Source organism: Fischerella sp. PCC 9605 (assembly GCF_000517105.1).
Lineage (GTDB): Bacteria > Cyanobacteriota > Cyanobacteriia > Cyanobacteriales > Nostocaceae > PCC9605.
In genome coordinates this window covers 1,942,502-1,961,455 of sequence record NZ_KI912148.1, presented here as the reverse complement: position 1 = coordinate 1,961,455, position 18,954 = coordinate 1,942,502, and the positions used below count along the sequence as shown (strand labels likewise).

At 42.1% G+C, this 18,954-nt stretch carries 15 protein-coding genes and 1 pseudogene; 7 read left to right on the top strand and 9 right to left on the bottom strand.

All coding sequences use genetic code 11. From position 1 onward, the window contains the following. Window positions 1-1,268 precede the first annotated feature (1,268 nt). A complete protein-coding gene (locus FIS9605_RS0111035) occupies window positions 1,269-3,005 on the top strand; it encodes an S-layer homology domain-containing protein (protein ID WP_026732645.1) in 1,737 nt (578 codons plus the stop codon). 142 nt (window positions 3,006-3,147) lie between these two features. Here FIS9605_RS0111035 and FIS9605_RS0111030 read toward each other — a convergent pair whose 3' ends face one another. Then, a complete protein-coding gene (locus FIS9605_RS0111030) occupies window positions 3,148-3,642 on the bottom strand; it encodes a host attachment protein (RefSeq protein ID WP_026732644.1) in 495 nt (164 codons plus the stop codon). 176 nt (window positions 3,643-3,818) lie between these two features. Between FIS9605_RS0111030 and FIS9605_RS36775 the strand changes: the two genes are divergently transcribed. Continuing rightward, window positions 3,819-4,349: a GNAT family N-acetyltransferase gene (locus FIS9605_RS36775; RefSeq protein ID WP_051469972.1), complete on the top strand. Its 531-nt coding sequence runs from the start codon at window positions 3,819-3,821 to the stop codon at window positions 4,347-4,349. A gap of 205 nt (window positions 4,350-4,554) precedes the next feature. Here FIS9605_RS36775 and FIS9605_RS0111020 read toward each other — a convergent pair whose 3' ends face one another. Beyond that, the gene (locus FIS9605_RS0111020; RefSeq protein WP_026732643.1) at window positions 4,555-5,037 is read right to left on the bottom strand and encodes an adenosine-specific kinase; all 483 of its coding nucleotides are present in this window, start codon (window positions 5,035-5,037) and stop codon (window positions 4,555-4,557) included. A gap of 263 nt (window positions 5,038-5,300) precedes the next feature. Between FIS9605_RS0111020 and FIS9605_RS0111015 the strand changes: the two genes are divergently transcribed. Next, the gene (locus FIS9605_RS0111015) at window positions 5,301-9,827 is read left to right on the top strand and encodes a response regulator (protein WP_026732642.1); all 4,527 of its coding nucleotides are present in this window, start codon (window positions 5,301-5,303) and stop codon (window positions 9,825-9,827) included. Next, entirely contained in the window at window positions 9,799-10,179 is a 381-nt protein-coding gene (locus FIS9605_RS0111010) for a response regulator (RefSeq protein ID WP_026732641.1), read from the top strand. Before FIS9605_RS0111015 ends, FIS9605_RS0111010 begins: the two co-directional genes overlap by 29 nt. A gap of 120 nt (window positions 10,180-10,299) precedes the next feature. Here the strand turns inward: FIS9605_RS0111010 and FIS9605_RS0111005 are convergent, their stop codons facing one another. Further along, the gene (locus FIS9605_RS0111005; protein WP_035139526.1) at window positions 10,300-10,956 is read right to left on the bottom strand and encodes a TetR/AcrR family transcriptional regulator; all 657 of its coding nucleotides are present in this window, start codon (window positions 10,954-10,956) and stop codon (window positions 10,300-10,302) included. Between the two features lie 273 nt (window positions 10,957-11,229). On the opposite strand from FIS9605_RS0111005, the gene FIS9605_RS0111000 reads away from it, so the two are divergent. After that, window positions 11,230-12,369, top strand: coding sequence for a carbon-nitrogen hydrolase family protein (locus FIS9605_RS0111000; RefSeq protein ID WP_026732639.1), 1,140 nt, complete (start codon window positions 11,230-11,232; stop codon window positions 12,367-12,369). A gap of 376 nt (window positions 12,370-12,745) precedes the next feature. On the opposite strand, the gene FIS9605_RS0110995 is transcribed toward FIS9605_RS0111000, so the two are convergent. Then, a complete protein-coding gene (locus FIS9605_RS0110995) occupies window positions 12,746-13,438 on the bottom strand; it encodes a class I SAM-dependent methyltransferase (protein WP_026732638.1) in 693 nt (230 codons plus the stop codon). Window positions 13,439-13,535: 97 nt separating this feature from the next. Beyond that, window positions 13,536-14,408: a helix-turn-helix transcriptional regulator gene (locus tag FIS9605_RS36770; protein WP_051469971.1), complete on the bottom strand. Its 873-nt coding sequence runs from the start codon at window positions 14,406-14,408 to the stop codon at window positions 13,536-13,538. Window positions 14,409-14,560: 152 nt separating this feature from the next. Between FIS9605_RS36770 and FIS9605_RS0110985 the strand changes: the two are divergent. Beyond that, window positions 14,561-15,103 (top strand): annotated as a pseudogene (locus FIS9605_RS0110985) (Hsp20/alpha crystallin family protein); the annotation flags it as partial. A 270-nt stretch (window positions 15,104-15,373) separates the two neighbouring features. Next, window positions 15,374-15,562 carry a hypothetical protein gene (locus FIS9605_RS0110980; RefSeq protein ID WP_026732636.1) on the top strand — a complete coding sequence of 63 codons (189 nt, stop codon included), beginning with the start codon at window positions 15,374-15,376 and terminating at the stop codon, window positions 15,560-15,562. A gap of 143 nt (window positions 15,563-15,705) precedes the next feature. Here FIS9605_RS0110980 and FIS9605_RS0110975 read toward each other — a convergent pair whose 3' ends face one another. The 4 genes from FIS9605_RS0110975 to FIS9605_RS0110965 all read right to left on the bottom strand — a co-directional run bounded on the left by FIS9605_RS0110975 (window position 15,706) and on the right by FIS9605_RS0110965 (window position 18,839). Beyond that, complete coding sequence (locus FIS9605_RS0110975; RefSeq protein WP_026732635.1) at window positions 15,706-16,773, bottom strand: ATP-dependent 6-phosphofructokinase; 1,068 nt, start codon at window positions 16,771-16,773, stop codon at window positions 15,706-15,708. Between the two features lie 12 nt (window positions 16,774-16,785). Beyond that, the gene (locus tag FIS9605_RS0110970; RefSeq protein ID WP_026732634.1) at window positions 16,786-16,980 is read right to left on the bottom strand and encodes a DUF2949 domain-containing protein; all 195 of its coding nucleotides are present in this window, start codon (window positions 16,978-16,980) and stop codon (window positions 16,786-16,788) included. A 141-nt stretch (window positions 16,981-17,121) separates the two neighbouring features. Further along, a complete protein-coding gene (locus FIS9605_RS46050) occupies window positions 17,122-17,256 on the bottom strand; it encodes a hypothetical protein (RefSeq protein ID WP_269321026.1) in 135 nt (44 codons plus the stop codon). Between the two features lie 1,094 nt (window positions 17,257-18,350). Next, window positions 18,351-18,839: a hypothetical protein gene (locus FIS9605_RS0110965; RefSeq protein ID WP_026732633.1), complete on the bottom strand. Its 489-nt coding sequence runs from the start codon at window positions 18,837-18,839 to the stop codon at window positions 18,351-18,353. Window positions 18,840-18,954 lie beyond the last annotated feature (115 nt).

Here is an 18,954-nt window from a genome sequence, read left to right as displayed (position 1 = left end):
TGGAGTGCAACAATAAATTCAGGAACAAATTACTATAGCTGCCGAGTCTCCACCTTCAACTTATCAAAAGTTTGTGAGGAAATTATGAAGTTTGTAATCATTGATCGTTCATTCATAAACAAAAAGTAAAAAACAAGACTCCATATTTAAAGTCTCTTATTTACCTTTATTTTCTCAAAAACGCAAATACCCACTAGAGGAGTTATACTAACACCCTCAAAATTCAGATTTCCAAAGTATTTTTTCTACCATGTCTTCTCAACATGTTACGGCGAATCATCCTCTCCTACCCTACGGTAAGCCACCCATAGATATGCAGTGTCTTTTCCTAGGATCGGGCTTCTACATCACGGCAGGAAAAAATAGAATTCGCCACACCTAGATACCCCATAGAATTAATATTTCACTGTAGAGGCTTTCTGCCTAACTTTGCGTAGAGCCTAGAAAATCCAGTAGAGCACTGGGATGAAACTGCACTACTCTAAAAAAATATACTTGTCGCTTAATAACCTTTACTTAACTTTAGTCTCTGAAAATTAGTTCAGGAATTCCCAAATGCAAATTTAGATAAAGCAATAACTCTAATCTACGATTCGACTAGCTTGCTTAAATAGGGCAAAGAGTAGCCTTGATCTAGCATAACAGGCTTTTAGTACCGATCGTCACTGGCTTTCGATATATATCTCTTCCTTGCTTTTGATAGATGTCTGACAGGCCAAAAAGCTGGTATTATTAACAGAGTGCGTAAGTACTGCCTTGATCGTGTTCTTGAACAAAAGGTAATAACTATGAAAATTCTATAGCTAAGCGATTAGCAACTAACAATGTAACTGGCGATCGCGCTGACAAAATTCCAATTAATTTACTAAACATTTTAGCAATTTCAATTGAGTAAAAAATAATATATCAACGCACATAAACACCGATTTCTTTTGTTCTCTTTTTGTTGTATTCAGGATTACATCATTCTACAAAGCTCTAATTGTATAAAACTCTAGGAGAAAGACATCTATCAAGATGAATATATTTTCTTGAAAGCAGACATAAGTTTTTGTGATACATCAAAAAGTACTCTTTTTGATGAAAATTGTTGACCTCCGTGACAAGGACATTCTGAAAGTTAAGTCAAGAGAAAAAGTTCTATTTTCATTTACAAAACCAACTGATATCATCACAAAAAAAACATGAATAATGTATTTTTGTGACCCAAATCATGTAAAAGTTGTTGTTGAGTGAAGTGCATCAATTTTGTTGAGGAGGAACTTTTCATGCGTAGTTTATTTGGCTGGTCATTAACGAGTACTACATTGGTAGCTTTTGGAGTCACAGCTACAACAGCGACCCAAATAATTTCCGCTCCGGCTTCAGCTCAGGTTAGTGAGCCTACACCGACAACCCCAACGACACCGACAACTCCAACTACACCGACAACCCCAACGACACCGACAACTCCAACTACACCAACTACACCAGCACCTGCTGTACCAGCACCTACAGCACCAGCACCTGCTGCTGTCTCCTTTCCTGATGTGCCAGCAGATTACTGGGCGCTGCCATTTATTCAAGGTTTAGCAGCAAGAAACATAATCACTGGCTTTCCCGATGGTACATACAAACCAGACCAGCCTGTAACTCGGGCTGAGATTGCTGCCATGTTCCAGAGAGCATTTCAGCTCAATCCAGTTCGGCAGTTACCACCGGAAGGGTTCAGAGATGTGCCTCCGAACTATTGGGCTGCTTCGGCAATTAGGGCTGCCTATGAAGCTGGATTTATGGCGGGTTATCCTAATAACTTGTTTGCGCCCGATCAGACAGTTTCTAAAGTTCAGGCGATCGCTGCTTTAGCCAATGGATTGAATTTAACTCCTACCGACTCCCCAGAAAATATTCTTAATACCTACTATACAGACGCTGGGCAGATCCCATCCTATGCAGTTACTCAGGTAGCAGGTGCAACGCAAGCCAATCTTGTAGTCAATTATCCTGATGTCAAAACGCTCAACCCGCAAGCAGGTTTAACCCGTGCGGAAGCAGCAGCTCATTTATATCAAGCCTTGGTGAGATTGGGACAGTTACCACCACTGCCAACCAATGTTGCAGCCGCCAGTTATATTGTGGGTGGCCCTGGTAGTACTCAACAAGCTGCAAGTGATATTCTTTCGTTGGCTGAGTCTAGTAATAACTTTACAACCCTGATTTCTTTAATCAGAGCAGCAGGTCTAGAGAATGCTCTTAGACAACCAGGCCCGTATACAGTTTTCGCTCCGACCGATCAGGCATTTGCAGCTTTGCCACCGGAAACTCTACAACGCTTACAGCAGCCCGAAAACAGAGAAACGCTGCTCAGGGTTTTAAATTATCATATCGTTCCCAATCAAGTAGCTCCTAACCAACTCTCGCCTGGCGATCTCCAAACCCTTGAGCAAAGACCTGTCAATGTTAAAATTGACCCTAATACCAGTCAAATTGCGGTGAACAATGCAGCTGTTCAAGCAAGCGTTCAAGCAAGTAATGGTTATATCTATGCGATTGATAACGTCCTCGTACCGCCTGATGTTTCGCTAGATCTGGATGGTGAACAACAAGAAGAAGGTGTTGCAGTTCGTAGAAACTATATTGGTATTGGTGGCAATATTGGTTTCGGTGGGGATACGGCTCTAGGTAGCGGTAACTTTGCAGTGTTGAGTAAATTTGGTTTGACAAATAATATATCCGTACGACCACAGGCTGTAATTGGAGACGACACTATCGTTCTAGTTCCCATCACTTACGACTTTGCGTTCCAACAAGCAAGTCCCTTTGGTGGAGAAGGCATTTCTATAGCTCCTTTTGCAGGTGCTGGTGTAGCCATTAGCACAAATGGTGACTCCGATTTTGGTTTTCTACTCACTGGTGGTGTAGATTATCCTTTATCTTCGCAATTTATGGTAACAGGTGTTGTCAATGCTGCTTTTGTGGATGAGACAGATGTGGGTATTATGATCGGAGTGGGTTACAGATTCTAATCAATCTATAGTAGATCTCTTGCAAAAGTAACTTTTGCAAGAGAGCGGTAAGGGTTATAAGCAGAAAGGGGAAAGAGACAAGGAAAAACTATTCCTTTAACCCTTTCTTTCCCCTTCTACTCTCGTTAGAGCTTTCAAGTTTTTAGCCTGAAGCTTGTTTGCGAATTGGTAGTAAACTTTTGCTAGCTAAGTATTCATAGATTTCTTTGAGCTTGAATTTGCTCAAATCCTTGGCTAAGTCCTGGATCTGTAAATTTTTGGGTAGTAAAGGTGTAACAACTTCTCGCACGATTCCTAGAATATGCGGTTCTGCTATTAATAGCAATCGTTGGATGCGCTTAGCTTGAGTGAAGTTGAGGATTTCATTACCAATGACTTGAGCAAACCGCCGTTCAAATTCAGTTACATGTTGTTGGCGGCCATCATCATAGGCGTGGGCTTGACCACTTAAACCTTGATTGCGTCCAGATTTAACATTCGCCCAAAGTTCTTTACCTTGTAGTTCCTTAACTGGATTAAATAGACTTTTGTGTTCAACCAAATTGGGGCTAGACTCATATTCTGGTAATTCTGCCTGTTCTAAAGTCAGAAACCTAGCTCTAGTTCCATCTATAACAGCAACCAGGACTTGATTCATTAGTTCACCCCCTTTCTTATTGGGGAATTAACAGTTAAAACAAGGATGAAGAATAAAAAATTTCAGACTAAAGACTTTATTCTTCTCACTTCGGTCTTAAATTAACTAGTTTACTCTATCAATAGCAGAAAAACTTGAGGAAGTTGTGAGGAAGTAAAGATTGGGGGATCGGGGGGATGGAAGTTGAGCTAATTGAAACGCAAAGGCTAAGAGGCGAAAGGATAAGCGAGTCTCATTGGCAATTGTGGCTTAACATGGGTTCCAATGCAGAGGTTATGGCTACGTTAGGAGGTACTTGGAATCAAGAAAAAGCCTGGGAGAAAATGAAGTGGAATTGTGAGCAATGGGAATGTTATAGGCATGGTCAGTGGGTGTTTTTTGAAAAAGAAACTGGCACATTTGTGGGACGGGGCGGCATCAGAAGGGTAACTGTAAATAGAAATGAAGAAGTTGAACTCGGCTATGCGCTGATGCCTAAATTCTGGGGTAAAGGTCTGGCAGTAGAAATTGGGAAAAAGATACTATCTATTGCATTTGATCAATTTTGTTATCCAAGTATGGTGTGTTACACATTAGTTACTAATCAAAGCTCTGAAAGAGTAATGCAAAAGATAGGATTTTCATTTGAAGAAAATATCATGCACGCTGGTATGCCGCACGTTTTGTATAGATACCGAAATCCAAAGCTGAACCCAACCTTTGTCTAATCTTGTGCAAGACGCTCATGTGATAAATAACACAACGAGGGAATGAAAATCTCTTCCCCGATCCCCGATCCCCGATCCCTATTTTCAAGCTAGCTAATCACGGGAAAATCCCACAACCAAGGATAAAAATACCTCTTCCCCAATCCCCGATCCCCAATCCCTATTTTCAAGCTAGATGTGAATTGACCGAGATAACGCTCATTACTTAGAGCTTATAACCAATCTTACGCAGAAGCTCTTTCCGTGCTTTGACATCATCAGCACTTTCTACACCTTTGGGTGAAAATCCATCCACAACCCCAACAATGCCACAGCCTTGTTCTGTTTCAGCAACTATCACCTGCACTGGATTCGCTGTAGCACAGTAGATATTACAAACTTCTGGGCACTGTTTGATAGCATTCAAAAAGTTGATAGGATACGCATCTTTTAAGAGAATGACAAAGCTGTGACCAGCTGCTAGAGATTGGGCATTTTTTATTGCTACTTCTTGGAGATTTTGATCGTTGCCTGCTACTCGAATTAAGCACGGGCCGGATGCTTCACAAAAAGCGATACCAAATTTTACCTGGGGAGATATTCCTACCATTATTTCATATAAATCTTCCACTGTTTTAATAAAGTGGGTTTGACCAATGATGATATTACTCGCTTCAGGTATTTCCATCGCTACTGATTTGAGTTCCATATTTGTGTGTCTCTCTTGTTACAAGAAATTTTGTTTTGGCAATAGTCAATAGTCAATAGTCAATAGTCAAAAAGTTTTTCACTATGGATTTTTGACTACTTTTTTAAATTTTGTAAACACAGGTTAGAAATTTGTGAAGCAAGATTAACTCTTTTCAGTATCTCTTTGTAAGATCAACATTGATACCATTTATTGAAACTCGGAATTTTAATTCTTCGCGCCCAAAGCTCTTGGTTTTCGTTAATATTATTTAAGTTTTTACAATGAAAATATTAATTGTCGAGGATGACGAGCTTGTCACCCATGTACTCGCCGCTGTCCTTACTAATCACAACTATGCAGTAGAAGTTGCTTTGGATGGTCAGGCAGCTTGGGATTTAATCCAAACTTTCGACTACGATCTCATTCTTCTAGATGTAATCTTACCGCAGATAGATGGAATTACTCTCTGTCGTCAAATTAGATCTCGCGGTCTGCGAATGCCAATTCTATTGTTAACGGGGTGCGATAGCAGTCACGAGAAGGCGATAGGGTTGGATGCAGGGGCAGATGACTACCTAGTTAAACCTTTTGACGAGGAGGAATTAGTTGCTCGTATCCGAGCACTGTTGCGTCGTGGCAGTTTAGTATCGCAACCAGTCTTAGAATGGGGTGATTTGCGGCTCGATCCCACAAGCTGTGAAGTAACCTATGCTGGGGAGTTACTGTCATTAACTCCTAAAGAATATGCATTATTGGAGTTATTGTTGCGAAATAGTCGCCGAGTGTTCAGCTGCGGCATGATTTTAGAGCATCTTTGGTCTTATGAAGACACACCAGGAGAAGAGGCTGTTCGTACCCACATCAAAGGATTACGGCAAAAATTAAAAGTTGTGGGAGCACCAGGAGATCTGATTGAAACAGTCTATGGCATTGGCTATCGTTTGAAACCACGCAAGGAGGAGGGGGAGAAGGGGAGAGGGGGAGAGGGGGAAAATGTCAGAATTAGCCCATCTCCTATTAGCGAGGAGACTCAACAGCAAACTATTTTTGCGATCGCCGAAGTTTGGAATCGCTTTAAAGGTAAGATTGAAAAACAGGTGGCGCTGCTGGAGCAAGCTGCTGGTGCTGCAAAGTGCAAGGCACTGAATCAAAAACTACGGAAACAGGCACTACAAGAAGCACATACGCTGGCAGGCTCTTTAGGGACTTTTGGTTTTTCTGTTGGCTCGAAACTGGCACGCAAAATTGAGCGGTTGCTCAAAGCTAATAAAGCTTTGAACGCGGACGAAACTACTCAGTTGCTTGAGTGGGTTCAGCAATTGCGCCAGGACATTGAGCGTCATGACCAAACTGCGCAATCTTCACTCCCCAATGAAGATGAACATCCTTTGCTGTTGGTGGTTGATAGCGATCGCGTTCTCGCCGAACAAATCCAACAAGAATCGGCTAACAGTGATTTTAGGGTGGCGATCGCCACTAACATCGAAACAGCGAGAAATAAGCTGTACCGAGAACATCCAACCGTGGTGCTGCTAGATCCTAATGTTTCCCCAGATCCCGAGGACAGCTTCAGCTTGCTAGCAGAATTGAAACAGCGTAAACCCCCAGTACCAGTGCTAGTTTTTACTGAGGAAAGCAATTTCAGCAACCGCTTGCAAGTAGCTCGCAATGGCGGACATTCTTTTTTACCAAAGCCGATGCCCGTTTCCCAAGTCCTGGAAGCAGTCACTCAAGTATTGCAAGAGGCTCCTCATGCAGAAGCGCATATATTGGCTGTAGATGATGACCCGAAGATAGGGGCACTGTTGCAAATATTACTTAAACCTTGGGGTATTAAAGTTACAACCCTAGAAGAACCGCGTCATTTCTGGGAAACTCTGCAAACAGTGGAGCCAGACTTACTCATTCTAGATGTGGAACTTCCAGAGATAAGTGGTATAGAAATTTGCCAGGTAGTACGCAACGACCCGCACTGGAGCGAGTTGCCAATATTGTTTTTGACAGTCCACAGCGATGCTGACATCGTTAATCAGGTTTTTGCAGTTGGTGCAGATGACTTTGTCAGCAAGCCCATAGTCGGGCCAGAACTCGTAACTAGGATTGTCAATCGCCTAGAACGGATTAAGTTACGGCGGCGAATGAGTGAAACTTACCCAAGAATAACAGAAGAGTCAAATGGGAGACACGGGGACGCACAGACAGAAGCGAAACTCAACACCCGCATTCGTCAACAAGCAACTGTAGCGCAATTGGGTCAATCAGCCTTGTTAGGCAAAGACCTCTCTAGCTTGATGGATGAAGCAGTCACACTGGTAGCAGAAAATTTGGGTGTTGAATATTGCAAACTGTTGGAATTGCTTCCTGATGGCAGTTCTCTACTGTTACGATCTGGTGTAGGCTGGCGAGAAGGACTAGTTGGTCAAGCAATTATCAACCTAGATTCTTCTAGTGCTGGTTATACTTTGCAGGTGCAACAGCCGATAATTATCGAACACCTACCTACAGAAACGCGGTTTCAGGGTTCTTTTTTATTACGAGAACATGGTGTAATTAGCGGCTTAAGCGTACCTATTCCCAAACGTAATGGTTCTTATGGTGTTTTGGGTGCGTATACTTCCAAGAAACAAACTTTTACACAACGTGATATTCATTTTGTTCAATCTATCGCCAACGTACTTTCAGCAGCTTTGGAGAGAAAACATACAGAGCAAGCATTACGCCAAGCTAAGGACGAATTGGAATTGCGAGTGGCGGAACGTACAGCTGAGTTAACTAGGATTAACGAGCAACTTCAATTAGAATTAAACCAGCGCCAACGCGCCCAAGAAGAGTTACGGAACTCGCAAGCCAGGTTTGCTGGCATAGTTGCGATTGCAGATAATGCGATTATTTCTATTGATGGCAACCAAAGGATTACTTTGTTTAACCAAGGAGCTGAGAAAATTTTTGGCTACACTGCACAGGAAGTACTGGGACAGCCCTTGGACTTACTCCTGCCATTAAAATACATTGAGGCACATCGGCAGTATGTGGCAGACTTTGGTAGATCCGCAAAAGTCGCTCGCCGGATGGGAGAACGCCGCGAAATTTACGGTCGTCGCAAAGATGGTACAGAATTTCCAGCAGAGGCTTCTATTTCTAAATTAAAACTGGGGGAAGAGACAGTATATACGGTTTACTTGCAAGATATCAGCGATCGCAAGCAAATTGAACGAATGAAAGATGAATTTGTTTCTATTGTCAGTCACGAACTCCGCACGCCCCTGACTTCAATTCATGGTTCATTGGGAATGTTGGCAAGTGGTTTGATTAAGCCAGACTCTGAACAGGGCAAACGCTTGCTGCAAATTGCTGTAGATAGTACGGAACGCTTAGTCAGGTTAATCAACGACATCCTCGACATCGAACGCATCGAGTCGGGCAAAGTCAAGATGGAAAAGCAAACCTGCAACGTTGTCGATCTGATTGCTGAAGCAGTAAACGTCATGCAACCTTTGGCAGATAAAGCAGGAGTTAGCCTATCAGTTTCTAGCTTATCTCAACAGATATGGGCAGATCCCGATCGCATTGTGCAAACCCTGACTAACCTACTCAGTAACGCTATTAAATTCTCACCTGCTGGTTCTACAGTTTGGTTGAGCACAGAGTTAGGGAATGGGCAAGGGGCACGGGGCATCGAGCATAGAAAAGATCCAATGCCCAATTCCCAATGCCCAATTCCCAATGCCCAATTCCCAACTCCCTATGTCCTTTTCCAGGTGAAAGACACCGGGCGCGGTATTCCAATTGATAAAATTGAAAGTATCTTTGAGCGCTTTCAACAGGTGGATTCTTCGGATGCTCGCAACCATGATGGTACTGGTTTGGGCTTAGCTATTTGTAAGAGTATTGTCCAACAGCATGGAGGTCGTATCTGGGTAGATAGCGAACTAGGCAAGGGTAGTAGTTTTTACTTTAGCTTGCCGATACTAAAGTTTTCTGACACTAGCGATTTAGAACCAAGTACTAGTGATAAATTGCCTTTAGTGTTAGTCTGTGATGACGATCCTGAGATTCGTAAAGAGTTACGAACACTTCTAGAAAAACGGCACTATCGCGTAGTGACGGTGGCTGATGGTGAAGAAGCGATCGCCGCTGCATCTAGCCAACGTCCAGATTTGATTTTATTAGATTTGCTGATGCCCGATATGAATGGTTGGGAAACAATGGCAGTTCTCAAGGAACGGGTAGATACTCAGGACATTCCCATTATTATTTGTAGTGTCTGCACGCCTACTGATACCAATCAACCAAATCAGGACTTTGTGAACTGGGTAAGTAAGCCTCTGGAAGAAAGCCTACTAGTTCAGTCGTTGCGACAAGCACTGACTAATTCCTCAAAACGAGTCCGCGTACTGCTAGTTGAAGACGATCCTGGCTTGGCAGAAGTTCTGCAAACCCTGTTTGAGCTTCATGATATTGCAACCGTTCATGCCAAAACTGGTAGAGAAGCAATTCGCCTCAGTCAAGAAGTCAATCCTGACTTGCTGATTCTCGACTTAATTTTGCCGGAGGGTGACGGATTTGCAGTGGTGGAATGGTTGCAGCAGCATAATCAACTTTGCAAAATTCCTCTGATGATTTACTCAGCAAGGGAACTAGAAGAATCTGAGAGACAGCGATTGAAGTTAGGACATACTGAATTTCTCAAAAAAGGACAGGTAACACCCCAAGAATTTGAACACCGGGTAATGAACTTACTGCACCAAATTACACAGTATTCCGGTCAGGACGGTAACAATGACAACCAAGAAAATTCTGGTAATTGATAACGAGGAATACATTCAAGAAGTTGCCAAAGTTTGCCTGGAAACGGTGGCAGGCTGGGAAGTCGTAACCGCAGGTTCTGGTAAAGAAGGTATCAGTAAGGCTGAGACTAGCCAACCCGATGCAATTTTGCTGGATGTGATGATGCCAGATATGGATGGTTTGACAACCTTTGAGAAGCTACAAGCAAATCCTGCAACCAAAGCTATTCCGGTAATTTTATTAACCGCAAAGATACAAGCTACCGACCGCCGTCGCTATGCTCAATTAGGTATAAAAGCTGCGATCGCTAAACCATTCAATCCTTTAGAATTAGCGACTCAAGTAGCATCAGCCCTGGATTGGAATCTGTAAGCAAATCTAATCGCTTTGATGTCACGTTCATAGGAGAGCTTGCCAGGATACACGTAAAATTTGTGATTCAAAAGTAGCGGTTGTATCGCTAACACTCTTACGCTACAAACGCCAGCAAACTCAGCTAGGACGACACCCCCGCAGAAAAAGGTTCACTGTACAGTCAATGTGCTCCCTTATTTTTTCTGGTGTCGGTGTAGGGTCAATACCTAACAAAGCCCGACGATAAAGTTCACCAAGCACCATGTTGAAAAATTGTTCTGCTGCAATTTTGGGTTCAACTAATTCCATCACCCCAAGTTCTTTTTGACTCAATAGATAATCGGCAAGGGCGGTAATAGCACGCCCTGGCCCATTATCGTAAAACTGCTTCGCCAATTCAGGAAAACGACATGCTTCCCCAATGACGATACGATGTAATCCGAGTACTTCCGGTGACAAAACTCTTTCGAGTAACTGATAGGCAAAAGCTGTCAAGACTTGTTTTATGGGTCGTGTATCACTACCCAGATGAGGAAAAGATAAAACTACAGAGTCACTTAAACGCCGGACAACAGCACCAAATAGTTCAGCTTTATTCCCAAAATGCTGATAGATAGTGCGCTTTGCAACATGGGCTTGACGAGCTAAGATGTCTATGCTTGATAGCCCATAGCCGTATTCCAAAAACACCTTTGCCGCATCATCAAGCAACCGCTCTATCCGCTCTTGCGTTGTTCCGCTCTTCGGTCGTCCACCTTTGGATTTGGATTCATTGAAATTTACTTCTTGGATCATTGACTTTTCTCAAAACATTTGCGTAAGAAGTGCGCTTGGTACTTAGTACAACATTTTGTAAGTTCATAGCGAAATTTTTGCACAAAGACTCTGCTACCTGGTGTGCCTACTCCGCGTCCCTGGTGCGTTTCAAATCGCTACTTTATTTATGCAAAGCTGCACCTAGCTTTATACCAGAGTCATTAAAAGTGAGGACTTGAACTGTAATATTTCCCATGTTATCTTAAATGAAACGAAAAGGTTTCGTTTTTAAACCAAGCAATATTTTTTCTGATGTTTACAACATTACAGAAGAGTGCCAAAAAAATTATGGGCGGACGTGAAAGCGTCAAAGTCGCAATAGTGCAGATTTCACAAGCCTACATGGATAAAGAAAAGTCAATTGAACGGGCTTGTGCAGCAATTAAGGAAGCGGGAGAAAATGGTGCGGAACTGATTGTCTTTCCTGAAAATTGGTTAGCAGGCTACCCGTATTGGACTGAAGGTTGGAATACAGAACGCTTGAAATGGATTGCGGGACGGGTTCGCTTCCACGATGCAGCAATCATGGCACCTAGTGAAGATACTGAAAAGATTGGTCAAGCAGCACGGACTGCGAACGCTTATGTAGTCATGGGGTGTAATGAAATCGACCCGCGTCCAGAAGTCGATACTATTTATAGTAGTTTGATATACTTTAGTCGCGACGGCTCACTGATGGGTCGACATCGGAAGTTAATGCCAACCGGGCAAGAAAAGACGTTTTGGGGTATGGGAGATGCTTCAGATTTAGTTGTTTTTGAAACCGATATTGGACGCATTGGTGGTCTCATCTGTGGTGAACATGCCATGACATTGGTTCGCGCTGCGCTAATTGCCCAAGGTGAAGACTTTCATGTCTCTGTATGGCATGGCTCTTTTGCACTGCATAAAGGTCTAACACTAGTCGAGGCAGACACTGAAGGGGTCTTTTTTGGACAAGCTTTGGCACGTGCTCACTCGGTTGAATCTGGAGCATTTACCCTGTTAGCGAGTTCTATTTTTGATGATAATGACATTCCTGAAGATTTTCCGTACAAGAAAGGCGACCCAGATTTTCGGAACTATCACCACTCTAATGGGGGCAGTACCATCATTAATCCATTAGGTGTTCCCATTGCTGGGCCCGTGCATAATCAGCCTACTATTCTGTACGCAGAATGTCATGCCTGGATGAGAAAAGCTCACAATGCGATTCTCGACACAATGGGTCACTACGCTAGACCTGATGTGCTCCAACTTCTCATTCGTGACGAAATGGGATGGCGGTTGTTGACCTCCAACAAGAAACTAGCTCCTGTCTTACGCGACGCACTACTGCATTCGGCAGAACGGCATGATGTGGATGGTGAAAAAGTTATTCAAATTGCTTCTGGGAATATTGAGGCTGAATAGTAAAGTCCATTTTTAACTAAAGTAATAAGTAATAAGTAATAAGTAATAAGTAAGCTGTTACGCATTTAAATTGTATATTTCGCGATCGGGTTGTCAAGAGTCCAGAGTCCAGAGTCAAAGATTAGCTTGGACTTTGGACTCTTGACCTTGGATAGCCCTCAGAATCGAATATTTAATCTAAGCGCGCATCAGCTTAATAAGTTTGGAAAACTTAGAACGAATTTATTACTTATTGAAATGGGTTGAACTCCCCCACCATAATTCCTCGGCAGGTGGTCTTGGTCTTAGTGATGAGTCTAAATCTCTCACGCTTACATTAAGTCAAAACTAACAAGTACTTATTACTTATTACTTTTTACTTCTTACTTATTTAAAGTCACTCTTTCAAAGCAAACCATGCCTTGAACCATATGGATGAAAAAAACATTGTAGGGGTATTAAACCCGGCTAATTTAACTAACTCGCTTTCTCGTACATTTGATACTGGGTGTACAAAGTTTTCAAGCACCGTCAGAATATCTTTAATCCTTACCTCTGGTTCACCTTGTTGTTCTGCATGTGTGCTGTAAAGTTGTCGAAATACTTCAAACTCTTCAGTTTCTTTTGGCACAGCCAAATCAGCTAAAATCAGAATTCCCCCAGTTTTTAGCCTCAGAGCAATATCTTTGAGTAATTTTAATTTCTCAGTTTCGTCAGGCAGGAAGTGCATCACCAACACGCAGGTGGCAGCATCAAATACTTGTGATGAAGGCAAATCTGACACAAATCCTTCTGTAAATTGCACTCTATTCAAAGCGTTGCTCCGTTCTGTCCAGAATTTTGCAACATCTAACATGCGGGATGATGGATCTACCGCAGCAAAAGACCACTGCTGAGAAAATCTAGAGAGGATTTTGATTTCCATTCCCCCTCCAGCACCAACGATAAGAATATCTGCAACTTTTGGCAAATGAAGACTCAAATAGCAGCGAGCAATCTCATACAAAGACTGGTAACCTGGAACAAAATGGGCGGCTATTTCATGATATTGCTCAGCCTCTGGAAGAAAAGATGCTTGATTAAAGTCCATTGTTTACGCTCTGTGTTGACTAAATTAAAGATTAGTCACCGTGTAATCTCACGGTCTTTCAATTTCTTGCTTCCCTGCTATCAAAATCTTGCCTGGCTTAAAGTGCTTTTTTATATTCTTTTGGTGTAATTGCAGTAAATCGGCGAAAAGTTGATGTAAAGTGACTTTGACTTGCAAAACCAAGAGAATAACTTATTTCGACAATTGACATCTGAGTATGTTTTAGTAAAGTTTTTGCTTGCTCGACTTTACATTCGAGTATGTACTGATGGGGAGAAATGCCAGTAGATTGCTTGAATGCACGGGCAAACCGATACTGGCTCATCTCAACAAAAGAGGCAAGTTGAGCAAGTGTTATGTTCTGTTCCAAATTACCGTTGATATAAGCAATGGCTTGTCGCAGCTTGTGTTCTGGGAGAGTAAATGTTGGCTCATCTGGCGATTGTTTGTTGGCACAATAATGTCTCAGCAGATGTGTAACTAATATATTTCCCACTGATTCAACGTATGAACTTTGGGGCAGTCCGACAATAAATTCGCTACGCAGTGCCAACCCAAGTTGTTGAATTAAGGGGTCTCTAGCTGCCCAATGCTCTACAATTTCAAAAGATTTTTTATTTAATTCCGAAGCAACAGAACAAATAAAAGTCGGTTCCAAGTTGATAACAACCATCTCCATCTGCTTTTCTACAGAGGTCTCGTGTGGTAGATTTGCAGGAATGATGCAGACGTGACCTTCTTTGACATGCTTACGTTTTAGCTGCCCAGTCGCTGTCTGCCACTTAGCCCAAATAGATGCTTGCTTGAATAGAACGGAAATTTTGAAATTGCGATCGCTGTGTTCGCTGAAGTGATTTGGTTCGACACAGACGTAAGAAACGCCCATACCGTCACTGAGTAGTATTTTTTCAAATACGACGGGCAACTTAATTTGCCCTGGTACTGAGCATAGTAGGCTATCGGTTTGCATACTGCTTCAACCCTTTGATATCCTCACAAGTTCCTCAAATTGTTTACCTATTGTGAAACTAGAGCCAACAGTTACAGTTACAAGCTTAATCCCCATAGCTTCCTTGGCTCGAAACCAAAGTTTTATCATCAGGTGTAACAAAGGAAGAGGATATGTCTTTAATTCGTTGGCAACCTTTAAGAGAACTCGATACCATACGTCAACAGATGAATCGTCTGTTTGATGAGTGGATGCATCGCGAACAGAGTGAAGGTCTGTTTCCGAAATTAGGTGCGACTTGGGCACCAGCCGTTGAACTCAAAGAAACAGATGCAGACATTATCCTAAAAGCTGAAGTTCCAGGTATTGAAGCTAAAGACTTGGATGTGGAAGTCAGTACAGACGCAGTTGCAATTAGTGGAGAATATCAACAAGAAAAACGCGATGAAGACAAAGGCTTAATCCGCTCAGAGTTTCGCTATGGTCAGTTCCAACGGGTAGTACCGTTGCCAGTAGCTGTTAAAAACGATCAGGTCAAAGCGGAATTCAAGAATGGTGTTTTGACACTAACTCTTCCCAAAATTGAGGCGGCTAAACGCAATGTGGTGAAAGTGGATCTCACCGTGCAAGAGGCGGCACGGGAAGCGATGACAAAAGAGCGTCAGCACGAAGAACACTTACAACAAACCATGCAGGCTCGTACTTTAGAAGAATTAGAAAAATCAAGTGGCAGTGACATTACAGAAGAAGCCAGAGAATCCTTAACCGAACAGCGCCAATATGTAGACCACTTACAAGAAACTATGCAGACTCGTGCTGCTGGAGAAGCAGGCACATCTACTACCAATTAAAATAGTAGAAAGAAAACAATATCTTAAATTTCCCATTCCCTATTCCCCATTCCCCATTACCTTTTCATCCGTCTTGGTATACGTAGTTGATGATAACTACTGACCAATCTTTGATAAAATTCCGGAGAATCTTCTATGACTAATCCTAATAAGGAAACTACTAAGCAAGGTGGCTTTTGGCAGAAAATAGTAGAAATTCCTCAGAACGTTGTTCGTTATATCTACGCTGGATTCGCGAGAATTTTTGGTCCTAGAGATGACAACTATCCAGAAACAGGAGTACAACCATTTGAGGGAGATCCTCCTAAGAATAGACACCAATAATTTAATTTAATTGAGTTAAGAATCCTGTACTGCTAATCCAGTACAGGAGTTTTTTTACAAATCATATGAAGTCCGGAAGTTGCAGATGCGATCGCTCTTTAATTATCTAGACTCTTGTAAGTGTCAAATTTAGTATTTAGTAATTACTTTTTACCAACATAGATACCCATACAACGAGCCGTTTCTACTAAAAAACCATTCGGATCTACAGGTAACGGACTTTTCGCCAAAACTCTTCCCAAAGATACTGGCATCACTCGCCCGTTATGCCAAGCTACCATTAAACCACTTTGCCCAGCAGCTACCAAATCTACTGCTGCTTTGCCAAAAGCTGTAGCTACCAAACGGTCAGAAGCAGAGGGTATACCGCCGCGTTGGATATGTCCCAAAACTGAAACCCGGACATCTATAGGATAGGTACTACAACGCTTAATTTCATCGGCAATATACTGAGTAATACCACAAGCTGGTTTTTCACAGGATGGATTGCAAGAAGAATCCAGAGGAATATGAGCGCCTTCTGCTACTACAATAATTGCAAATCTACGCCAGTTGCGATCGCGCAATTCAGCTAAATGTTGGCAAATTTCCGGAATCGAATAGGGTATTTCGGGGATTAAAATCACATCCGCACCACCTGCAATACCAGCGTGTAGCGCCAGGTGTCCGGCTGTACGTCCCATCACCTCAACAATCATAACGCGATCGTGACTGGCAGCAGTGAAGGTCAGGCGATTCAGAGCATCAACAATTGTATTGACTGCTGTATCAAATCCGACCATTCTTTCTGTTAGTGCGACATCGTTATCAATCGTCTTGGGAATAGCAATGAATTGCCAATTGCCTTGAGATTGCAGTTGGTTGAGAATCCCAAGACTACCATCACCACCAATACCAATTAGTGCATCTAATTCTAAAGCCTGGTAGCCGGCGAGAATCTCATCAACATGAGCTAGGGTATCTCCTTTGTTGATGCTCCCAAGAATCGTTCCTCCTATGCACAGTAAAGGGTCGATCCCATGCAAGTCTAGACCATGCATCGCCAGAGGAATTGCTTTTTGCTCTAGTAGTCCTGTTGTTGCATAGGGAATACCCCATACTTCCCAGCCGTAGGAGAGGGTAGCGTGGCTGACAACTGACCGAATCACGGTGTTAAGTCCTGGACAATCACCGCCACTTGTAAGAATACCAAGACGTTTTTGTGCTTTCATTTTGGCTTAACCTCAAACATTCCCCTGCAACCAGTCGAAAATCCGATCGAGCTGGTTTAATGTTACCAGTCCGTATTGCCACAGAATTATTGGTAACAAAGTTGGAGTCTGCTCGGGATGTCGCAATGCTAATTGCAAATCAGTGTCGGGAATTGCTAAATCCTCCTGCAAAAAACTGAGGAATTGTGCAAGTGTCCTTGGTTCCATACTTGCCACCTCTCTTTTGGCAATACATTGAGGTTAAGCGACAAATCTGAGGAATTTGTGAGGATTTGATGAGATTAAGTTTATTTTTATTTTAAGAATTAGTCACAAATACCCCAGGTCTAGTTTGAACTGGTTTGAGCTTTAAGCAAAGGATACTAAATCCGATTTAATTGACATCTGTCTTGAAAGTTGGGCATAGGGCATGGGGCATTGGGCATTGGAAGAGAGATTTTCATTCTTTGCTGTGCGCCCTGGTGCATGGGAGTCTTGCATCATTTGCAACAGCCTGGAGGCAGGAGCCCACAAATCCTCGTTACCCGGTTCAACTGTGTAATGAGAATTACAAGAATTAGAGCCAGAGGCTCTTACTGAGATGCCGAAAGATATCAATTTAAACCTGTTCAGTCTTCTTTGTGAAATGAGGATTAAAAAGGCGTCACCTCACTCAAAATAAACTCTGTTTTTCTAGCGCCAAAATCAGGTGTGTGTAGGAGAAAATGGAGCATAAAAGACGAGTGCTATTACTCAAGTTAATAGGCATGATACCATTACATCAGTGCTGCTGCACTTTAAGAAATTTTATATTTTCATCATTAATCTTCCTGCTCTGGCATCGCCTTTGCTTGCAAAAACTGTTGCTGATGTTATTTACTTACCGTTAATTACCTGAGCTTGATTTCTGTTATAGGAATCCGGTTTGATTATTGAAAAAATCTAAGTATACGTAGGGTGTGCGATCGGCGAGAGTACGGCACCAAAAACATAGAATGGTGCGTTAGCCTTTGGCGTAACGCAACGGCAATAAAGGGGGAGGAAAATCCACACCCCTTTTTGCCTCCCCTATGTATCTTTTCAAAAATCAAATACTAGTCCTATAATTTCAAGCTAATAATGCCAGCAATGCAAGGCGTATAAACCATTTGTAGTCAGCAGGAATAATTTACAAAGACGCCCTAGAAGTTCTGGTATTGTTAAAAACATCTTCGTAAACTTTCATGTAATCGCCCCAAAAAGCACTTTCCTTGAGATCGCTTCACGAAAATTTCCAACTTTTTCCTTTTTGACAAGTCAATTATTATAAAAAGCGTCTTTTCTATTGCTCTTGGAAAAATTCAAAAAACTTGATAATCATTATCTCATTCTCTACTACAGCTTTTTCAAAGTTACGCTTAATGTGAATTAGAGGCTGAAACCTTGTATTTTCGGTGTAGAGACGCGAAATTTCGCGTCTCTACAAAGCCCAGAATCCTGGATATAACATTGGTTTTGATAATTCACATCAGACGTAAGTTATTAATTTTCTCAAACAGCTGTTTCCATATTTGAAATTTCCTTCATTAAATATGGGAAGTAGTTCAGAGCAAGCACATTCAGCGTTTGTTTGGCTTTTGAAGATTTTTAGTAGGACGCATCGCTTCTCGACCGAGAATAAACATTCCTGCTACGCCCAAGCAAACAAACCAAACATATTGATACCAATATTTTCCGATCTGCTCAACTGGAGTTAGTTCTGGATGCAGGCTGTTTAAGTAGAGTAGTAATAAAACAATCATCAGTGCTCCAAACCCAACGAAACTCAAGCCAACACGAATGCGTGCAGGTCGTAATTCCCAGTCACTAATTTGCTCTAGGTCAATTTCTGCTAGCTCTTTCAAAGATTCTTCTGCTAAAGAAGAGGCCATTTGCAAATTATTACTTATCTTAGGTGGTAAAATAGGCGCTAGTGTTGTGACAGTTGGACGACGCAACAAAGCCTCTGTATCTCTGAGCAATTCCAGTGGTTTACGAGAAATGGATGGCTGAGCGAATTTTATATTTTGTGCAGCATTTTTAACGTTTACTTCGCTTTCAAAATCCATAATATGCCTCTTAGTCATTGGTCATTTGTCATTTGTCAAAAGGTCACACTTAAGAGCCCAAACTGTTTTAGCTATTGACTATTGACTCTGGACTGTTGACTCTTATTTAATTATT